The following is a 17,294-nucleotide window of genomic DNA, read 5'->3' on the forward strand; positions in this document are numbered from 1 at the left end:
CGCCTTTGGGCGGCGCGGATCGGCCGAACATCGATCCCTCAACAACTGGAGCTGCCGTGGCCCTCCCAACGCACGACCCCACGATCGAACGCCGCCGCGTGCTGATCGTCGACGACGACCCGTCCATGGTGCACGTGCTCGCGCGCACCTTGATGGACTGCGCCCAGCTCTACTTTTCGGTCCGGGGCGAAGACGCCCTCAAGAAGCTCGAGGCACACGCGCCCGACCTGATGCTGATCGACGTGGACATGCCCGACCTGAGCGGCTACGAGGTGATGCAGCGCATGCAGCAGAGCCCGCGCACCCGCAACACCCAGGTGATCATGGTCACGTCGCACACCGAAGAGAGCTATCGCCGCCGCGCCATGGAGCTCGGGGCGGTGGATTTTTTCCTCAAACCCGTGAACCGGGTGGAGATCCGCGAACGCGTGGACCAGCTGATCAACCAGCAGGTCGAGGCCATCGAACTGAGCTTCTCGGACCACGGCGATTTCACCAGCAAGACCGCACTGGCCGCCGACGCCAGGCCACAGACCGCGCGCGCCCGGCAGACGGAACACACGCCCGACTTCGCACCGACCGACATCCTCGAGCAGTTCACCACGCCCCTGCCCTTGCTCGACCTGCCCCGGGCTGCGTCCCCACGCCCAGCCCCGCCGCCCAGCCAGCCAGCACCACACGGCGCCGACCAGATCACCTCCGAGCTGTTCGAACGAATGTCGGCCATCCTGGAGCAGACCGAGTCGATCCGGCAAACCGACCACAAAAGCCTGTCCCCCGCGGTGTCGCACCGCATCGCCCGCATCGAGGAAGAATGCGCCGAGGTGATCCAGTTGCTGGTGACGTTGAGCGACGGCGGGTAGGCCTACGGTGCCGCGCGTGCGAGGAAATGCGCCAGTGCTTTCAGGTCGGCGTCGGCGATGCCGTAGAGCGAGGCGGCCATGATGGTGTCTCGACCGGTGGCCTGGTTGTTCTTGAACTGCAGCATCGAATACAGCAGGTAGTCCTCACGCTGGCCTGCCAGCCGGGGCATCTGTTCGCGTCCGCGGTAGTCGGGCAGGTGGCAGGTGCCGCATCGCATGGACTCGGCCAGTGCCTTGCCCTGCGCCATGAGTGCCGGGTCGCCCGCAGGCGGCGTGTTGCGCGCGGGCAGCCGGGCGAAGTGCACCGCCATGGCGGTGATCTCCGCATCGCTCACGCCATCGAGCTGGCCCTTCATGGCCGGTATCTCGCGCAGACCCTCGCGGATGATGACGAGCTGGTTTTCGATGAAGACCCTGGGCTGACCCGCCAGCGACGGGATGCCGGGCAACTGCGAGTTGCCGTCCGCCCCGTGGCAGGCCGCACAGGCCATCAGGCGCACCGACACGTCTTGCGCCCAAACCGGGGCACCGACCCACAGCAGCAGCGCGAGGAGTGCAGGCACTCCCCGTGCGCGAGACGGCTGACGCCTCACTTCGCGTAGGTCACGCGGTAGATCGCGCCGAGCTGTTCATCGGAGACCAGCATCGAGCCGTCCTTCATTTGCAGCATGTAGGCCGGACGGCCCCAGAACGACTGGTCGGCCTCGTTCATGAAGCCGGTCATGAAGGGCACCACCTGGCTGTTCTTGCCATCGGCACCGGCCTTGACCATCACGATGTCGTAGCCGATCTTCTTCGTGCGGTTCCACGAACCCTTGCGCGCATTGAACAGCACGCCCTTGTACTCGGCCGGGAACATGTTGCCGGTGTAGAAGGTCACGCCCATGCTGGCGGCGTGCGGGCCCATGAGGGCCACGGGCTGCTCCACGCCGGCACAGGCGTTGTCCTTCTTCACGTCGGGGTCGGGCAGGTTGCCCTGGTGGCAATGCGGAAAGCCGAAGTTCAACCCCACCTTGTGCAGGCGGTTGACGGTGTCGTTGGGGGTGTCCTCGCCCATCCAGTCGCGGCCGTGGTTGCTGAACCAGAGCTCTTTGGTGGTCGGGTGCCAGTCGAAGCCCACGCTGTTGCGCACACCGGTGGCCACCACCTCCATGCCCGAGCCGTCGGGGTTGTAGCGGCGGATCTGGGCGTACTCGGGCGTGGGCAGCGCGCAGATGTTGCACGGCGCACCGAAGGGCACGTAGAGCTTGCCGTCCGGGCCGAAGGCGATGTACTTCCAGTTGTGGTGCTGCTCCGTCGGCAGCTTGAAAGCCGCGGTCATGTCCACCGGCGCCACCGCCGGGTTTTTCTCGATGCCGTCGAAACGCAGCACCTTGTTGATGGCCATCACGTAGAGCGCACCATCCTTGAAGGCCACGCCGGCGGGCTGCACCAGCTTGTCGACCACGGTGCGCACCGTGCGCTCGCTGCCATTGTTGGTGACCTCGTACACACGACCCAGGCCGCGCGTGCCCACATAGATCCTGCCTTCGTCGCCCATGGCCATGGCACGTCCGCCCGGCAGGCCGGTGGCCCAGACCTCGACCTTGAAACCCGGCGGCAGTTTGATCTTGTCGATCGGGATGTCGGCCGCGGGCGTGACGGTGTTCTTGCCGGCCAGGGGTGCCAGCGTCGAGGTGGCCATGCTCTCGGGCATGCCTTGTTTCCAAGCCGGCGCGGGGGGCGCGGCTGGTGCGGCGGTCTGGGCCAGCAGGGTGGTCGCGCCCAGGGCCAGGGCCAGGCCCACGCCCACCGAGCTCATGCGGTGAAGGGATGTCATCGGTTTGTCTCCTGAAGATTTTTTGAGGGCACTTGTGTTGCATCGTCACGGGTGAAGGGCCACACCCGACCGCGCGATGTTGCGCGATCGTGAGCATGGTAACGGTCGCGAAGAAGACTGGGAAGCGGCCTCGATGCTGCACTGCGGCTACAGTGCAGCGGCCCGTTCACCACCTGCAGGAATCCCATGTCCGATGTCGCACGCTTCGATCTCTACGCCTTCTGGCGCACCTCGGCCACCTACCGTGTGCGCGTGGCCTTTCACCACAAGGGCGTGCAGCCCAACGAGATCAAGGTCGATCTCGAGGCGGGCGAACAGCGCGGCGCGGCCTGGCTCCAGATCAATCCCATGGGTGCGATTCCGGCGCTGATCGACCACGCACCCGACCAGCCCCGCACGCCCATCACGCAGTCGCTGGCCATTCTCGAATTCATCGAAGAGACACACCCCACGCCCGCCTTGCTGCCGCCCGATGCGCACGGCCGCGCCCGCGTGCGCTCGCTCGCCGCGATGCTGGCGGCCGACACGCATCCGCTGATCACGCCGCGGGTGAAAAAGCACCTCACGGACGTCGGTGGTTTCGACGAAGCGGCCTGGCGCGCCTGGCAGATCCATTGGTTCACCACCGGACTGCAGGCGTTCGAGCAGCGCCTGGCCAGCGAGCCGGAGACCGGCACCTTCTGCCATGGCCATACGCCCACCTTCGCCGACATCTGTCTGGCCAGCATCGTGGTCATGACGCGCATCTTCAAGATCGACGTGCCCGACATTCCCAACGTGCAACGCATCATGGCCGCCTGCGAACAACTCGACGCGTTCGCGCGTGCCGCACCCGGCCTGCAGGCCGGCGCACCCCGGTCCTGAGCGCCGGCCTGCCCGCCCCGGGTTTTGCAATTTCTGAAAATTTGATTTTCAGCCCGGGGGTTCTCTGTCTGTTGTGCTCGACATAGAGTGCCCGCTCGGCCCGGCACGGGCCCGATCCTGCGCGAGCGGCGCAGCGACCCCGCACAACAACCCAGGAGACATGACATGAACGAAGACCTGACCGACCAGCTGCTGATCCGTCAGATGGTGGAGCGCTGGGCGGTGTGGCGCGACGCGGGCGACTGGCACCGATTCGCTTCGGTGTGGCACCCCCAGGGCGTGATGATGGCCACCTGGTTCCAGGGCCCGTTCGCCGACTTCATCCGCGTGACGCAGGAGGGCTGGGCCAAGGGCGTGAGCATCCTGCACTTTCTGGGTGGCTCGGCGATCGAGGTGGCGGGTGAACGCGCCATCGCGCAGACCAAGATGACCATCTCCCAGCGCGGCATGGTCGAAGGCGAACACGGTCCGGTGCTGTGCGACGTGGTGTGTACCGGTCGCTTCTACGACTTCGTGGAGAAGGTCGATGGGCAGTGGAAGCTGCTGCACCGCCAGCCGATCTATGAGAAGGACCGCATCGACGCGGTCGACCCTGCGGCCCGGCTCTCGCTCGACCAGCAAGCCCTGGCCGGGTTTCCCGAGGGCTACCGCCATCTGGCCTACATCCAGACGCGCATCGGCTACACGGTCAAGCTCGACATGCCCATGCTCAAGGGTGCGCAGGTCGAGGCCTTGTACCGGCGCGGTGCCGCCTGGCTGGCGGGCGGGGCGCTGGAGCGCGAGGTCCATCCCGCCTGAGGCCGCACGCACCCGATTCACCGCTCGACAACAACACCGGAGACCGACATGACCGACCGCAGCCCCCTCTCGACCTCTCGCCGCCATCTCGTCGCCGCACTGCCTGCGGCCTGCCTGCTGAGCGCGGTCGCACCCGCAGCCTGGGCGCAGGCCGACTTTCCTTCACGCGCGCTGCGCGTGATCGTGCCGCAGCCACCCGGCGGGGGTTTCGACTTCGTGGCGCGCGCGCTTGCTGAGCGCCTGGCGAAGCGGCTGGGCCAGCCGGTGGTGGTGGAGAACCGCACCGGTTCGGGCACGCTGATCGGTACCGACGCGGCGGCCAAGGCCGCCGCCGACGGTTACACGCTGCTCACGGGTTCGGTGTCGAACATGGTCCTGAACATGGGCCTGTACAAGAACCTCTCGTACGACAGCCTGCGCGACTTCGAGCCGGTGGGCCTGGCCGTGAGCTACAGCTACACGCTGATCGCGCGCGCTGACCTGCCCTTCAAGTCGCTGGCCGAGGTGGTGGCCCATGCCAAGGCCAATCCGGGCAAGCTGACCTACGCCTCGGCCGGCAACGGCTCGGGCCAGCACGTGCTGGCGGCCGCGCTCTGGCAACTCGCCGGCGTGGAGATCACCCATGTGCCGTACCGGGGTGCGCAGGCCGCCTACACCGACCTGCTCGGCGGTCGCGTCGACATGTTCTTCGACCTCACCCCCACCACCCGTTCGCACATCGAGTCGGGCAAGGTGTTCCCGCTCGCGGTCTCCGGCGCAGAGCGCAACGCCCTGCAACCCACCGTGCCCACGCTCATCGAGACCGGCGTGGCCAGGCTCGACCTGGAATCGTGGTTCGGCTACTTCGCACCCCGCGGCACACCGCCACAAGCCCTGCAGCGCCTGCGCACCGAGCTGGCCGCCGTGATCGCCGAACCCGAGCTGCGCGAGGTCTTCACCAAGGCCGGCGGCAAGCCCCTGACGATCAGCGTGGAGCAGACTTCGGCGATGCTCAAGCGCGATGTGGAGCGCTGGAGCGCCCTGATCCGTGCCGCCAACATCTCGCTCGACTGATCCCTTCCTTCATTTCAGGACACCCCATGACATTCCAGGTCGTTGCCATTTCAGGCAGCCTTCGCAAGAACTCCACCAACACCATGGCGCTGCGCGCCGCACAGCGGCTCGCACCCGAAGGCATGCAGATCGAGATTGCCGACATTGCCGATATCCCGTTCTACAACGACGATGTGCGCGCCGCCGGTGAGCCCGCCGCCGTGACGGCGCTGAAGGCGAAGATCGCCTCCGCCGACGCGGTGCTGATCGCAACGCCCGAGTACAACTTCTCGATTCCCGGTGTGCTCAAGAACACGCTGGACTGGATGTCGCGTCCGCCCGCACCACCGTTCGACGGCAAGCCGGTGGCCATCCTGGGTGCGAGCCCGGGCCCGGTGGGCACGGCCCGTGTGCAGTACCACCTGCGCCAGGTGCTGGTGTTCCTCAATGCCTTCACACTGAACAAGCCCGAGGTGTTCATCAACCTGTCGGGAACGAAGTTCAATGCCGACGGCGAACTGACCGACGAGACCACCGCCCGGTTCATCGGTGAGCAGCTGGTGGCCCTGCGCACGCTGGCTGAGCGCGTCGCGCCCCGCTGAGGCCCACCCAAACCCCCGTGACAGCGCAGCCGGCAGCGGCTGACTAAGATGCCCGGGTCCATTTGAAAACACCGGGAGACACCATGTTCGACACCGCGATCGCGGGCAGCCTGCCCAAACCGGCCTGGTTGGCCGAAACCGAAAAACTATGGCCGCAATGGAAGGCGCAAGGGCCGGAGCTGCAGCAAGCCAAGGCAGATGCCACCCTGCTGTGGATCAAGGCACAGGAAGATGCGGGCCTGGACGTGATCGGCGACGGCGAGCAGGCGCGCCAGCACTTCGTGCACGGCTTTGTCGAGCAGGTCGAGGGCATCGACTTCGAGCACAAGGTGACCATGGGCATCCGCAACAACCGCTACGACGCCCAGGTGCCGCAGGTGGTGGCACCGCTGCGCCTGAAGGGCCGCGTGCACGCGTTCGAGGCACAGCTCGCGCGCAAGCACACGAAGAAAAAACTGAAGTTCACGCTGCCCGGCCCCATGACCATCGTCGACACCGTGGCCGACCGTTACTACGGTGACAAGGTGAAGATGGCGATGGCGTTTGCCGAGCTGCTCAACCAGGAAGCACTGGCGCTGCAGGCCGACGGGGTGGACATCATCCAGTTCGACGAACCGGCCTTCAACGTCTACATGCAGGACGCGGCCGACTGGGGCGTGGCCGCGCTCGAGGTGGCGGCGCGCGGCCTCACCTGCACCACGGCGGTCCATATCTGCTACGGCTACGGCATCAAGGCGAACGTCGACTGGAAGCAGACGCTCGGGGAGGAATGGCGCCAGTACGAGCAGGTGTTTCCGGCGCTCGCAAAAAGCAGCATCGACCAGGTGAGCCTGGAGTGTTTCCACTCGCACGTGCCGCCCGAGCTGATGCAACTGCTCGAAGGCAAGGACGTGATGGTGGGCGTGATCGACGTGGCCAGCGACGTGATCGAGACGCCTGAGCAGGTGGCCGACACCATTGGTCTGGCCCTGAAGTACGTGCCCAGGCAGCACCTGATTGCCTGCACCAATTGCGGCCTGGCGCCCATGAGTCGCGAAGTCGCCATGGCCAAGCTCGAAGCGCTGGCCCAGGGCGCCGCACTGGCGCGTCAGCGCTACGGAGCCTGAATGCGCGCACCCCTGCCCCCCGCCGATCTGGCCGACCTGGGCCTGTGTCCCGACCGCATGCGCCGGCTGGTGGACGTGCTGCAGGCCGATGTTGAACGCGGCCGCCTGCCCGGCGCGGTGGTGGTGCTCGCGCGCCACGGCCGCATCGCCCTGATGCAGGGCATCGGGCGGCTCGATCCGGCGCGCGACACTCCCATGCCGCTCGACGCCGTGTTCCGCATCTACTCCATGACCAAGCCCATCGTGTCGGTGGCGGTGATGATGCTGATCGAACAAGGCCGCCTGAAGCTGGCCGACCCGGTGCACCAGCACCTGGGCGAGTACGCCGGGCAGCAAGTGGCGGTGCCCACACCCGGCGGCGTGACGCTGCGGGCGGTGCAGCGGGCCGCCACGGTGCAGGACCTGCTGCGCCACACGGCCGGCCTCACCTACGAATTCCTCGGTGACTCCCCGGTTCAGCAGATGTACCGGCAGTGCACCTTGGGCTCGCGCGCTCGCAGCAACGCCGAGTTCAGCCAGGCACTGGCCGCGTTGCCGCTCATGGCCGAACCCGGCAGCGAATGGGCCTACAGCCGCGCCACCGACGTGCTGGGCCGCTTGATCGAGGTGATCACCGGACAGACCCTGGCGCAGCACCTGCACCAGGCCATCCTGGCGCCACTGGGCATGACGGACACCGGCTTCGTGGTGCCCGAGGCCGATCACGCCCGCATCGCCGAGCCGTTTGCGCACGACCCCGACGGCGGCGTGCCGATGCGGCTGATCGACCCGCGCGAAAACCCGGTGCTGCAAAGCGGCGGAGGGGGCCTGATGTCCACCGCCGCCGACTACGCACGCTTCCTGCAGTTCATGCTCAACAAGGGTGAACTCGGTGGCGTGCGGCTGCTGGGCCCGCGCACGGTGGACTTCATGACGGCCGACCACCTGGGCACGATTCCCGGCAGCGATCCGTCGCTGCTGCCGCCGGGCCATGGCTTCGGCCTGGGCTTTGCCGTGCGCACCGCCTCTGGTGTGGCGCCCATGCCGGGCTCGGTGGGCACCTACCACTGGAGCGGCATCGGCGGCACCAGCTTTTTCGTCGATCCGGCGGAACAGCTGTTCGGTATCTTTCTCGCGCAGGCGCCCAACCAGCGGGAGCACTACCGCGCGTTGTTCCGCACGCTGGCCTGTTCGGCACTGATCGACTGAGCGGCCTTCGCTGGCGGCTGCCAGCGAAAGAACATCGGGTAGACCTTCTCCACCACCGGGCCGTTGAAGTCCCAGGCCAGGCACTGGCCCAGGTGCATCGGCGGGCTGCCATCGGCCGGTGGCGCAAAAGAGGCCGAGCGGGCCTGGAATGCGGCAGTCGCGAGGTTGAACAACAACTCGCGCAGGTGCGTGCAGCCCTGGATGCCACCGAGGTGGCGCTGGATCGTGTGGCGCCAGCCCTTGCCCAGCACCTCGCCGACCATGCCCTGCATGGGGAGCATCGCCTCGGGGCACGGCCCGTGCGGATGTGCGTCCATGGCCACCGCGATGTCGCGGATCACCATCGTCTCATCCACCGTCACGCGGATGTGCATGTGGTGCACCGGCTCGCCGGCTTCCCAGCGGCGTTCCCCTTCGATCTCGAAGGCGTGCGGCTTGCTGTCGTGCAGCGTGCCCTCGATGTCCCACAGGCCATCGGCGCGATGGAAGCCGCGGTACTCGACGCGGCGGGTGTGCATGGGGGTGCGGGGCTGGGGTGCGGGCAGGGGCAAAACGGTTTCTCCAACAGGGGCGATGCAAGGTGCAGATTTTCGGGCATGGGAGGCGATGGCACACTGGTTGCCCAATCGCCCTGGAGACACGCCATGTCACACGATCACGACACTGCCCACCCGCACCCGCACCCGCACCCGCACGATGTTCCGGCCTGGAAGCACGACGGCGTGCGCGTGGTGCCTTGCAACCAGCTCGACGGCAACGTGCCGTCGACGCCCGGCATGGACCGCAAGGCGGCGATCAACTTCGCACGCGTGGGCGCGAGCAAGCTCTGGGCGGGCACGGTGACCATCCATCCCGATGCGAAGACCGGCGCCCACCACCATGGGCCGCTGGAGAGCGTGATCTACGTGGTCAAGGGCCGCGCGCGCATGCGCTGGGGCGACCATCTGGAATTCACCGCCGAGGCCGGCCCGGGCGATTTCATCTACGTGCCGCCCTTCGTGCCGCACCAGGAGATCAACGCCAGCCCGACCGAGGTGCTGGAGTGCGTGCTGTGCCGCAGCGACGGGCAGGCGGTGGCGGTCAACCTGGACATCGAGCCGGTGGAAAAACCCGAACAGGTGCTGTGGGTGGACCCGACACACCCCACCGGCGCGGTCTGAGCCGCACCATCTCCCCGCCCGGTCTGCTCAGCCTCGAACCGCCGCTTCGAGCTGCAGCGCTGCGCTCAGGGCCCTGGCATCGCGCCAGCGCGGCCCGATCACCGTCACACCCACCGGCATGCCGTGGCTGCCCACGCCCGTGGGCACGTGCACGCAGGGCACGCCCAGCAGGCTCCACATCCGGCTGAAGACCGGGTTGCCGGTGGCGTCCAGCCCGGGTGGCGCCTCGCCGGTGGCGCTCGGCGCGATCAACACGTCCACCTGCGCGAGCAGGTTCTCGATCTCGCCACGCGCATGGATCGCCAGCGCGTGGGCCGCGGCCAGGCGCTCGCCGTCCACCGCGGCACCGCTGACCAGCAGATCGGCAAACGCCGGACTGAACAGGCTGGCGTGGCGGCGGCGCTCGGGGGCAAAGGCCGCCCAGGCCTCGAAACCCATGATGTCCATCTGCGCCTGCGCCAGCCCTGCCCAGGCGCCGGGCACGACCGCCTCGACAACACGCGCGCCGAGCCGGTCGAAATGGCGTGCGGCCACCTGCAGCGCGCGGCGCGCGTCTTCCGAGGCCAGATCCCAGTGCGGTGTGTGGCAGATGCCGACACGCCAGCCTTTGACGTCCCCCGTGGGCAAGGCGATGCGCGACAGGGTGCTGACAAAAAACGCCGCGTCGTCCACGGTGCGGGCAAACACCCCGGCGGTGTCCAGCGTGGGCGAAAGCGACTTGATGCCAGCCATGGGCAGCAGACCGAACGTGGGCTTGTAGCCGACCACGCCGCAGTAGGCTGCGGGCCGGACGATGGAGGCAGCGGTCTGCGTGCCGAAGGCCAGCGGCACCATGCCGGCGGCCACCGCTGCGGCCGAGCCGCTGGACGAGCCGCCGGGCGTGCGCGGTGCGTCGGCTGCGGCGCGCGGGTTGCGCGTGACGCCGGGCTTGAAGGTAGCGAACTCGGTGGTCACGGTCTTGCCCATGACCACGCCCCCGGCCTCGCGCACGCTGGCCACCACGGCAGCGTCCACCGTTGGACGGTGCCCGGCGTAGATCGGCGATCCGTAGGTGGTGGGCATGTCGGCGGTGTCGATCAGGTCCTTCACGGCCACCGGCACACCGGCCAGCGCTCCCTGAACACCGGCCTGGTCCAGCGCTCTTGCCTGGGCGATCACCTGGGCGCCATCAAAGTGCTGCCAGGCCATGATGCCGGGCTCCAGTGCTTCCACGCGTTCCACCAGGGCCTGCGCCACCGACTCGGCGCTGAGGTCGCGCCGCGCCACCAACGCGGCGATCTCGCGCGCCGTCATGTCATCGATCTTCTGCATGCCATGCCTTCATCAAGCGGGCCGGACATCCGACCCGTCAGCCCCGCATTCTGGCGGCGCAACCGGCCGGATGCGAGCCACTGAGGCGACAAGCTGCGCGGGGGTCTGGTCTTGACGACGGACCGTCGTCACCCTGCCCTCGCCAGGGCGCAGGATGCACGGCCTGAAGGCGCAGCTGGCGGGTGAACCGGCTCAGCGCGGCTGGCGCTGGATGCGGATCGACTGCACGCTGCCCGATCGGATGCGCACCGTGGCCATGAGCTTGCCGGGGCCCCGGTCGTAGATCCAGTCGTCGATCTGCTGGCAGGGCACGGCGGTGCCGGCCAGGGTCCCGGGCACCAGTTCCTTGTTCTGAAAAACCGGTGCACAGAAGCTGTCCTGCAACTGGGGGCGGCCGCATTTCTGCAGCAGGGATGCACGCGAATCGCCCTCTTCGACCGTGCCACCGCTGCAGCGCAGTGCATCGGCATGGACCGGCAGCGACAGCCAGACCAGCATGGTCAACAGACCCAGACGACCCCGCAAACCCATGCAGACCTCCCTCATGAAAGGGGTGAAGTGTGCGCCGTGCGTGTGTCTGGATTGTGTGGACGGTTCACATCCTGTCACCCGGCCTCACCACAGGGCGGAATCGCGCATGTCCTGGACCTTGCGGCGGTTGCGGGTGCGCCAGACACTCAGACCGTACGCCAGCGCCACCAACAGCAGCAAGGTGGCGCCCGCCAGTTCTCCCAGGCTCAGGTGGCGACCCAGCCAGACCGACGTCAGCCACGAGAAGCCGAGCAGGCACGCCGCGATGGCGGCGGCAGCGAGGGCTATGTATGGAAGTGAACGCAACATGGTCAGGGGGAGCTTGGGTGTTCTCTGGGGAAATGTGCTGGTGGGGGCCAGCGCGCAACGGGCCGCCGGGCTGCGCGGGATCCAGGGCATTGCATTCTCGCACCAAGGCATCGGCTTGCGTCACTACACTCTGACCTCCCCGGGTGAGCCGCCGGCCACCTCCACTTCGCCAGAAATGGCTACCAAAGTACGACAAAGGGCGACGAACTCGCTATGGAAATCCTGATTCTGGTGATGCTGGGGGTCTCGGGTGTGTGGCTGCTGCGCTCGAGCGAACAGAAGCACCGCATCGCACTGCTGGGCAGTTTTCTGGGCAAGTACCAGATCGAGACCCTGATGGAGAACCTCACACAGGGGTATCTGCGGGCCTTGGGCGAGGACGATCCGGCCCGGCGTGAGCAGATCCTGAACATGCTGGTGGCCGCAGAGCAGTCGGTGGCGCAGCAGTTCGGCAGTTTTGCCGCCGAGTTCTCCCGCCTTGACGAAGCGCGCACGCGTGTCAGCACGCTGGGCGTGGCGCTGCCGAAGGCCGCCAGCCTGTTTCCCAAGGCCACGTTCGACGCGCGCGAGGCTTTTCGCATCCACGCCCGCGGGCTGGCCGAAGTGGCGGGCAACGGGTTGCAGCGCTCGCCCCGCGACAAGGCCTTCACGATGTCGGCCGAGCTGCTGCTGATGCAGCACACCTGTCATTGGTTCTGCCGCTCCCGGGCCACGGCATCTGCACGCATGCTGATGCGCCACCAGACGACACACGAACAACTGGTGGCTGGCGTGACACCGGCCACGCGGCGGGACTACCTGGCCCTGACGCAGGCCTGAGGCGGCTCAGCCGCGGGCGGCGTCGCCGAGCAGGCCGGCGTCGAGCCTCTGCAGCAACGCGCGCAGGGCGTCGGCGTTCCGGGGGTCTTGGGCGCTGTCGAGCGCGTCGACCAGCACATCGCGCACGGCCTCGGCCGTGACCAGTTCCATGTCCCAGTCGGGAAACAGGCGCTCGCGCACTTCTTCGCCCGAGGTCAGCAGAACCACGTTGTGGTGCCGGGGATCCTTCTTGAGGTGCGACATGAGCGCAAGCACGCTGTCTCGCGGGCCTTCGAGCCACTGGAAGAAGATGCCGCTGCCGAACACCAGCAGGCCGGTGATGCCGCGCGGGGGGTTGCCGCGCCGCGAGGCCGCGATGATGTGGTCCACCGCCGCGGCGCCCACGCCGTCGGAGGCCTGGCTGCAGTACACGAGGTTGTAGAGCAGCGGCATGCCCTGACCGGACAAGGGTTCGTCGCCATGGTGAAGTGGGTGAGCGCTCATTCCTCAGCCTCCCAGCCCGGCGAAGACGTTCTGCACGTCTTCGTTGGCATCCAGTGCGGCCAGAAACGCCTCCACCTCTTCAAGGTGTTCGGCGCTCAGGCTCGCGGGGTCGATCGGATTCTTCGGCTTGTAGCCCAGCTTGGCCGACAACACGGTGAAGCCCTGCGCCGGCAGCGCGCGGCTGACCAGATCGAGGTCGGTGGGATCGGTGAGAAACACGACCACGCCGTCGTCGTCGGCGGAATGGAAGTCCTGCGCCCCGGCCTCGATGGCCGCCAGTTCCGGGTCGGCGCCCGGGGTGGCGGCTTCGGCCTCGATGATGCCGAGGTGATCGAAGTCCCATGACACGGAGCCCGAGGTACCGAGCTGCCCCTTGCGGAACAGCACACGCATGTCGGACGCGGCGCGGTTCACGTTGTCGGTCAGGCACTCGACCATGACCGGCACGCGGTGCGGGGCAAAGCCTTCATAGACGACGTGTTCGAAGTGAACGGTCTCGCCGGTGAGGCCTGCGCCCTTCTTGATCGCGCGGTCCAGCGTTTCCTTGGGCATGGACACCTTGCGTGCCTGCTCCACCACCAGGCGAAGGCGAGAGTTGGCGGCTGGATCGGCGCCGTGGCGTGCAGCGATCATGATGTCCTTGGCCAGCTTGCCAAAGAGCCTGCCTTTGGCATTGGCCGCCAGATCCTTGTGCTTTGCTTTCCACTGCGCGCCCATACGGAATTCCTTTGTGTAACGCGCGAGTTTACGCGTCAGCTCAGGGGCGCCATGGCCAGACCCCCCACAAACGCGAGCTGCCCGGCCATGCGCACCTGGCGGCGCGCATCGCACTCAGATCCTGGCCGCGGCGATGTAGCTGTCGTAACGCCATTCAGAGAAGCGGCTCCACAGGATCTGGTCACGCTGGAAAGCACGCATGTCCTGGTGGATCTTCTTGAATTCGGGCGACTTGGCTTCGTGCTCGGCAAACACTTCCATCGACGCCTTGAAGCCCGCATCCATCAGGGCCTTCGAGAACGGCAGCAGTTTGGTGCCGGCCGCGACAAGGCGCTTCAAGGCCGCCGGGTTCTGCGCGTCGTACTTGGAGGTCATGTCGCGTGCAGCCACGGCACCGGCAGCCCGCACGATCGCCTTGTTTTCAGGCGACAGGGCGTCGAAGGCCTTTTTGTTGATGAAGAACTCCAGCTCTGCACCACCCTCCCACCAGCCCGGGTAGTAATAGAACGGAGCTACCTTGTTGAAGCCGAGCTTCTCGTCGTCGAAGGGACCCACGAACTCGGTGGCGTCCAACGTGCCCTTTTCGAGCGCCTGGTACACCTCGCCTGCGGGCATGTTCTGCGCAATCACGCCGAGTTTGGCCATGGCCTGACCGAACAGACCGCCACCCAGGCGCATCTTCAGACCCTTGAGGTCTGACACGTTCTTGATCTCCTTGCGATACCAGCCGCCCATCTGGGTGCCGGTGTTGCCGGAGCTCATGGAAACGATGTTGTACTTGCCGTAGAACTCATCCATCAGCTTGCGGCCATTGCCGTGCTCCATCCAGGCGTCCATGTGGCGCGCGGTCAGACCAAAAGGCACCGCGCAGCCGAACGCGAAGATCGCATCCTTGCCGGTGAAGTAGTACGGCGCGGTTTGCGCCATTTCGATGGTGCTGTCCTGGATGGCATCGACCACTCCAAAGGCGGGCACGATGTCACCGGCGGGATGCACCGACACCTCGAACCTGCCACCCGAGAGTGCCTTCACCGTTTCGGAGAATTTTTCGGCCGAACCAAAGATGGTCGGCAAGGATTTCGGGAAACTGGACGCCAGGCGCCAGCGCACGGCGGCCTGAGCGTGAACGGCGGGGGCAATACCGGTTGTCAACACGCCGGCGATGCCGGCGTTCTTGATCAAGGAACGACGATCCATGGGGACAATTCTCCTGAGAAGTGGGTGATTTGAAGAGAGGGCGTGTGCCATGACAAACGAGGCCTGCCCATCACGGGTCGAACAGGTCGTTTCTGTGAGGTCAGATACCGCCACAGAAGTCGGCAGAAACAAAAAAGCCCTCGTTTCCGAGGGCTTCAGTGACAAGCAAGTGCTTGATTTGGTTGGTTGCGCGGGCAAGATTTGAACTTGCGACCTTTGGGTTATGAGCCCAACGAGCTACCAGGCTGCTCCACCGCGCGTCAAGCCTATGATTCTATCACGCTTTGTCAGCGTCTGCGGCCGGCGCAGCATCTTCTGCACGATCGACCAGTTCGACCAGCGCCATGGGTGCGTTGTCACCAACGCGGTAACCCATCTTCAGGATGCGGGTGTAGCCACCGGGGCGCGCAGCGAAGCGAGGGCCCAGTTCATTGAACAGCTTCACAACCACATCGCGGTCACGCAAGCGGTCGAAAGCCAGGCGGCGGTTGGCCACGGTGGCCACCTTGGCCAACGTGATCATGGGTTCCACCACGCGGCGCAATTCCTTGGCCTTGGGCACCGTGGTCTTGATGACTTCGTGCGTGAGCAACGAGTTCATCATGTTGCGAAGCATCGCAAGGCGGTGTTCGCTGGTGCGGTTGAGTTTTCTTAGTCCGTGTCCGTGACGCATTTTTCAGTCCTTTCAGTGTTTTGCCCGCAGCCGTGTCAGGTACTGCAGGTTCGTCCGTCACCGGCCTCGCGCCGGGTTGCGGAATTTCAGTGCTTGTCCAGACCCGCTGGTGGCCAGTTTTCAAGCTTCATGCCCAAGGTCAGGCCGCGCGAAGCGAGCACTTCCTTGATTTCGTTGAGCGACTTGCGACCCAGGTTGGGGGTCTTGAGCAACTCGTTCTCGGTGCGCTGAATCAGGTCACCGATGTAATAGATGTTTTCCGCCTTGAGACAGTTGGCCGAACGCACAGTGAGTTCGAGCTCGTCGACGGGGCGCAAGAGAATCGGATCGAACTGTTGCGAGCTGCGCTGCGCCGGGGCTTCAAAGTTGAGCTCTGCACCTTCCAGTTGCGCGAAGACGGCGAGCTGTTCCACCAGGATCTTGGCGGAAGCGCGGACGGCTTCTTCCGGGCCAATGGAGCCGTTGGTCTCGATCTCCAGCACCAGCTTGTCGAGGTCTGTGCGCTGTTCAACACGGGCACTCTCCACGATGTAGCTGACGCGCTTGACCGGCGAGAAGGAGGCATCCAGAACGATGCGTCCGATCGAACGGGCCTGATCGTCGTTGCGGCGCAGGCTGCCTGGCACATAGCCGCGGCCTTTTTCAACCTTGATCTGCATGTCCAGCTTGGCGCCGGCGGACAGCGTCGCAATCACATGACCGGGATTCACGATCTCGACATCGTGGGGCGTCTGGATGTCGGCAGCCGTGACCAGGCCTTCGCCGTCCTTGCGCAGGCTCAAGGTCACCTCGTCGCGGTTGTGGAGCTTGAAGACCACGCCCTTGAGGTTCAGGAGCATGTTGACCACGTCCTCCTGGACACCATCGATCGATGAATATTCGTGAACGACACCAGCAATGGTGACTTCGGTCGGTGCGTGGCCAGTCATGGACGACAACAAAACCCGCCGCAGGGCATTGCCCAGCGTGTGGCCATAGCCGCGTTCGAACGGTTCAAGCGTGACCTTGGCTTTGTTGGCCGAGACTTGCTCGACGTTGATGGTTTTGGGCTTCAGCAGATTGTTCAGCATTCAAACTTCCTTCAGTACCCTCGGCTCGTTACACCGATAAGGCAGATGGAGCATGGCCCGGCCGCGCCCAGAAGGGCGAGCGCCGGGAACGAAATTAACGGGAATACAGTTCGACGATCAACGACTCGTTGACGTCGGAGGCGAATTCGTCGCGGTCGGGAGACTTCTTGAAGACGCCTTCAACTTTCTCGACCGACACATCCACCCAGGCGGGGAAGCCGATCTGCTTGGCCAGCTCCATGGCTTCGAGCACGCGACCCTGCTTCTTCGACTTTTCACGCACAGCGATCACGTCGCCGGCCTTCACAGAGTACGAAGGGATGTTGACCGATTTGCCATTGACCAGGATCGCCTTGTGCGAAACGATCTGACGGGCTTCGGCGCGCGTGGAGGCAAAGCCCATGCGGAACACGACGTTGTCCAGGCGAGCTTCCAGCAGGAACAGCAGGTTCGCACCGGTGTTGCCGCGACGGCGGTCGGCTTCCGCGAAATAGCGACGGAACTGGCGCTCCAGCACACCATAGGTGCGCTTGACCTTCTGCTTCTCGCGCAGCTGAACACCGAAGTCCGAAGTGCGCTGACCCGAGGTGCGACCATGCTGGCCGGGCTTCGAATCGAACTTGGCCTTGTCGCTGATCGAGCGGCGCGCGCTCTTGAGCAGCAGATCAGAGCCTTCACGGCGGGAAAGTTTGGCCTTGGGGCCGAGGTAACGTGCCACGTTGATGTCCTTGTGTTTCTGCCGCAACCGGCAT

21 protein-coding genes and 1 tRNA gene are annotated in these 17,294 nt (G+C 65.9%); 9 read left to right on the forward strand and 13 right to left on the reverse strand.

What is annotated here, in order from left to right:
• Positions 1 to 56 precede the first annotated feature (56 nt).
• A complete protein-coding gene (locus QUV35_RS09745; protein WP_300873161.1) occupies positions 57 to 863 on the forward strand; it encodes a response regulator in 807 nt (268 codons plus the stop codon).
• A gap of 2 nt (positions 864 to 865) precedes the next feature.
• Here QUV35_RS09745 and QUV35_RS09750 read toward each other — a convergent pair whose 3' ends face one another.
• Both QUV35_RS09750 and QUV35_RS09755 read right to left on the reverse strand, forming a co-directional pair.
• A complete protein-coding gene (locus tag QUV35_RS09750) occupies positions 866 to 1,426 on the reverse strand; it encodes a c-type cytochrome (protein ID WP_300873163.1) in 561 nt (186 codons plus the stop codon).
• Between the two features lie 26 nt (positions 1,427 to 1,452).
• Complete coding sequence (locus QUV35_RS09755; RefSeq protein WP_300873165.1) at positions 1,453 to 2,682, reverse strand: PQQ-dependent sugar dehydrogenase; 1,230 nt, start codon at positions 2,680 to 2,682, stop codon at positions 1,453 to 1,455.
• 186 nt (positions 2,683 to 2,868) lie between these two features.
• On the opposite strand from QUV35_RS09755, the gene maiA reads away from it, so the two are divergent.
• The 6 genes from maiA to QUV35_RS09785 all read left to right on the forward strand — a co-directional run bounded on the left by maiA (position 2,869) and on the right by QUV35_RS09785 (position 8,272).
• The gene (maiA, locus tag QUV35_RS09760; protein WP_300873167.1) at positions 2,869 to 3,546 is read left to right on the forward strand and encodes a maleylacetoacetate isomerase; all 678 of its coding nucleotides are present in this window, start codon (positions 2,869 to 2,871) and stop codon (positions 3,544 to 3,546) included.
• Positions 3,547 to 3,711: 165 nt separating this feature from the next.
• Positions 3,712 to 4,344, forward strand: coding sequence for a nuclear transport factor 2 family protein (locus QUV35_RS09765; RefSeq protein WP_300873169.1), 633 nt, complete (start codon positions 3,712 to 3,714; stop codon positions 4,342 to 4,344).
• A 48-nt stretch (positions 4,345 to 4,392) separates the two neighbouring features.
• Positions 4,393 to 5,397 (forward strand): tripartite tricarboxylate transporter substrate binding protein, encoded by a 1,005-nt coding sequence (locus QUV35_RS09770; protein ID WP_300873171.1) that lies wholly within the window; start codon positions 4,393 to 4,395, stop codon positions 5,395 to 5,397.
• A 26-nt stretch (positions 5,398 to 5,423) separates the two neighbouring features.
• Positions 5,424 to 5,978 carry an NADPH-dependent FMN reductase gene (locus QUV35_RS09775; RefSeq protein ID WP_300873173.1) on the forward strand — a complete coding sequence of 185 codons (555 nt, stop codon included), beginning with the start codon at positions 5,424 to 5,426 and terminating at the stop codon, positions 5,976 to 5,978.
• 83 nt (positions 5,979 to 6,061) lie between these two features.
• A complete protein-coding gene (locus QUV35_RS09780; RefSeq protein ID WP_300873175.1) occupies positions 6,062 to 7,084 on the forward strand; it encodes a methionine synthase in 1,023 nt (340 codons plus the stop codon).
• Positions 7,085 to 8,272 carry a serine hydrolase gene (locus QUV35_RS09785; protein WP_300873177.1) on the forward strand — a complete coding sequence of 396 codons (1,188 nt, stop codon included), beginning with the start codon at positions 7,085 to 7,087 and terminating at the stop codon, positions 8,270 to 8,272. It abuts the gene before it with no gap.
• Here the strand turns inward: QUV35_RS09785 and QUV35_RS09790 are convergent.
• Entirely contained in the window at positions 8,224 to 8,790 is a 567-nt protein-coding gene (locus QUV35_RS09790; protein ID WP_300873178.1) for a DUF2889 domain-containing protein, read from the reverse strand. The two genes, QUV35_RS09785 and QUV35_RS09790, sit on opposite strands and share 49 nt — an antisense overlap.
• A gap of 126 nt (positions 8,791 to 8,916) precedes the next feature.
• Between QUV35_RS09790 and QUV35_RS09795 the strand changes: the two genes are divergently transcribed.
• A complete protein-coding gene (locus tag QUV35_RS09795) occupies positions 8,917 to 9,432 on the forward strand; it encodes a cupin domain-containing protein (protein ID WP_300873179.1) in 516 nt (171 codons plus the stop codon).
• Between the two features lie 27 nt (positions 9,433 to 9,459).
• On the opposite strand, the gene QUV35_RS09800 is transcribed toward QUV35_RS09795, so the two are convergent.
• From QUV35_RS09800 to QUV35_RS09810, 3 genes are all read right to left on the reverse strand, one after another.
• Positions 9,460 to 10,743, reverse strand: a complete 1,284-nt coding sequence (locus QUV35_RS09800; RefSeq protein ID WP_300873181.1) for an amidase — start codon at positions 10,741 to 10,743, stop codon at positions 9,460 to 9,462.
• Positions 10,744 to 10,935: 192 nt separating this feature from the next.
• Entirely contained in the window at positions 10,936 to 11,274 is a 339-nt protein-coding gene (locus tag QUV35_RS09805) for a DUF2845 domain-containing protein (RefSeq protein WP_300873183.1), read from the reverse strand.
• Positions 11,275 to 11,358: 84 nt separating this feature from the next.
• Positions 11,359 to 11,583: a hypothetical protein gene (locus tag QUV35_RS09810; protein WP_300873185.1), complete on the reverse strand. Its 225-nt coding sequence runs from the start codon at positions 11,581 to 11,583 to the stop codon at positions 11,359 to 11,361.
• A gap of 213 nt (positions 11,584 to 11,796) precedes the next feature.
• Between QUV35_RS09810 and QUV35_RS09815 the strand changes: the two genes are divergently transcribed.
• On the forward strand, positions 11,797 to 12,402 hold the full coding sequence (locus QUV35_RS09815; RefSeq protein ID WP_300873187.1) for a hypothetical protein: 606 nt from the start codon (positions 11,797 to 11,799) through the stop codon (positions 12,400 to 12,402).
• Positions 12,403 to 12,408: 6 nt separating this feature from the next.
• On the opposite strand, the gene QUV35_RS09820 is transcribed toward QUV35_RS09815, so the two are convergent.
• The 7 genes from QUV35_RS09820 to rpsD form a co-directional block, all read right to left on the reverse strand.
• Complete coding sequence (locus QUV35_RS09820; RefSeq protein WP_300873189.1) at positions 12,409 to 12,885, reverse strand: BLUF domain-containing protein; 477 nt, start codon at positions 12,883 to 12,885, stop codon at positions 12,409 to 12,411.
• Positions 12,886 to 12,888: 3 nt separating this feature from the next.
• Positions 12,889 to 13,602, reverse strand: coding sequence for a YebC/PmpR family DNA-binding transcriptional regulator (locus tag QUV35_RS09825; RefSeq protein WP_300873191.1), 714 nt, complete (start codon positions 13,600 to 13,602; stop codon positions 12,889 to 12,891).
• Between the two features lie 114 nt (positions 13,603 to 13,716).
• On the reverse strand, positions 13,717 to 14,799 hold the full coding sequence (dctP, locus tag QUV35_RS09830; RefSeq protein WP_300873193.1) for a TRAP transporter substrate-binding protein: 1,083 nt from the start codon (positions 14,797 to 14,799) through the stop codon (positions 13,717 to 13,719).
• Between the two features lie 183 nt (positions 14,800 to 14,982).
• Positions 14,983 to 15,059: transfer RNA gene (locus tag QUV35_RS09835), tRNA-Met, on the reverse strand.
• A 17-nt stretch (positions 15,060 to 15,076) separates the two neighbouring features.
• Positions 15,077 to 15,472 (reverse strand): 50S ribosomal protein L17, encoded by a 396-nt coding sequence (gene rplQ, locus QUV35_RS09840; RefSeq protein WP_069045179.1) that lies wholly within the window; start codon positions 15,470 to 15,472, stop codon positions 15,077 to 15,079.
• 86 nt (positions 15,473 to 15,558) lie between these two features.
• Positions 15,559 to 16,542 carry a DNA-directed RNA polymerase subunit alpha gene (rpoA, locus tag QUV35_RS09845; RefSeq protein ID WP_300873196.1) on the reverse strand — a complete coding sequence of 328 codons (984 nt, stop codon included), beginning with the start codon at positions 16,540 to 16,542 and terminating at the stop codon, positions 15,559 to 15,561.
• A gap of 94 nt (positions 16,543 to 16,636) precedes the next feature.
• The gene (rpsD, locus tag QUV35_RS09850) at positions 16,637 to 17,260 is read right to left on the reverse strand and encodes a 30S ribosomal protein S4 (protein WP_056269099.1); all 624 of its coding nucleotides are present in this window, start codon (positions 17,258 to 17,260) and stop codon (positions 16,637 to 16,639) included.
• Positions 17,261 to 17,294: the final 34 nt, after the last annotated feature.

Source organism: Hydrogenophaga sp. (genome assembly GCF_030373225.1).
GTDB lineage: Bacteria > Pseudomonadota > Gammaproteobacteria > Burkholderiales > Burkholderiaceae_C > Hydrogenophaga.

Bases quoted from the DNA above. Each gene is read 5' to 3' on its own strand.
- QUV35_RS09810 (WP_300873185.1), bottom strand. From the start codon at position 11,583: ATGTTGCGTTCACTTCCATACATAGCCCTCGCTGCCGCCGCCATCGCG.
- dctP (WP_300873193.1), bottom strand. From the start codon at position 14,799: ATGGATCGTCGTTCCTTGATCAAGAACGCCGGCATCGCCGGCGTGTTG.
- rpoA (WP_300873196.1), bottom strand. From the start codon at position 16,542: ATGCTGAACAATCTGCTGAAGCCCAAAACCATCAACGTCGAGCAAGTC.
- QUV35_RS09780 (WP_300873175.1), top strand. From the start codon at position 6,062: ATGTTCGACACCGCGATCGCGGGCAGCCTGCCCAAACCGGCCTGGTTG.
- QUV35_RS09785 (WP_300873177.1), top strand. From the start codon at position 7,085: ATGCGCGCACCCCTGCCCCCCGCCGATCTGGCCGACCTGGGCCTGTGT.
- maiA (WP_300873167.1), top strand. From the start codon at position 2,869: ATGTCCGATGTCGCACGCTTCGATCTCTACGCCTTCTGGCGCACCTCG.
- QUV35_RS09775 (WP_300873173.1), top strand. From the start codon at position 5,424: ATGACATTCCAGGTCGTTGCCATTTCAGGCAGCCTTCGCAAGAACTCC.
- QUV35_RS09755 (WP_300873165.1), bottom strand. From the start codon at position 2,682: ATGACATCCCTTCACCGCATGAGCTCGGTGGGCGTGGGCCTGGCCCTG.
- QUV35_RS09765 (WP_300873169.1), top strand. From the start codon at position 3,712: ATGAACGAAGACCTGACCGACCAGCTGCTGATCCGTCAGATGGTGGAG.
- QUV35_RS09790 (WP_300873178.1), bottom strand. From the start codon at position 8,790: ATGCACACCCGCCGCGTCGAGTACCGCGGCTTCCATCGCGCCGATGGC.
- QUV35_RS09770 (WP_300873171.1), top strand. From the start codon at position 4,393: ATGACCGACCGCAGCCCCCTCTCGACCTCTCGCCGCCATCTCGTCGCC.
- QUV35_RS09800 (WP_300873181.1), bottom strand. From the start codon at position 10,743: ATGCAGAAGATCGATGACATGACGGCGCGCGAGATCGCCGCGTTGGTG.
- QUV35_RS09815 (WP_300873187.1), top strand. From the start codon at position 11,797: ATGGAAATCCTGATTCTGGTGATGCTGGGGGTCTCGGGTGTGTGGCTG.
- rplQ (WP_069045179.1), bottom strand. From the start codon at position 15,472: ATGCGTCACGGACACGGACTAAGAAAACTCAACCGCACCAGCGAACAC.
- QUV35_RS09820 (WP_300873189.1), bottom strand. From the start codon at position 12,885: ATGAGCGCTCACCCACTTCACCATGGCGACGAACCCTTGTCCGGTCAG.
- QUV35_RS09825 (WP_300873191.1), bottom strand. From the start codon at position 13,602: ATGGGCGCGCAGTGGAAAGCAAAGCACAAGGATCTGGCGGCCAATGCC.
- QUV35_RS09795 (WP_300873179.1), top strand. From the start codon at position 8,917: ATGTCACACGATCACGACACTGCCCACCCGCACCCGCACCCGCACCCG.
- QUV35_RS09805 (WP_300873183.1), bottom strand. From the start codon at position 11,274: ATGGGTTTGCGGGGTCGTCTGGGTCTGTTGACCATGCTGGTCTGGCTG.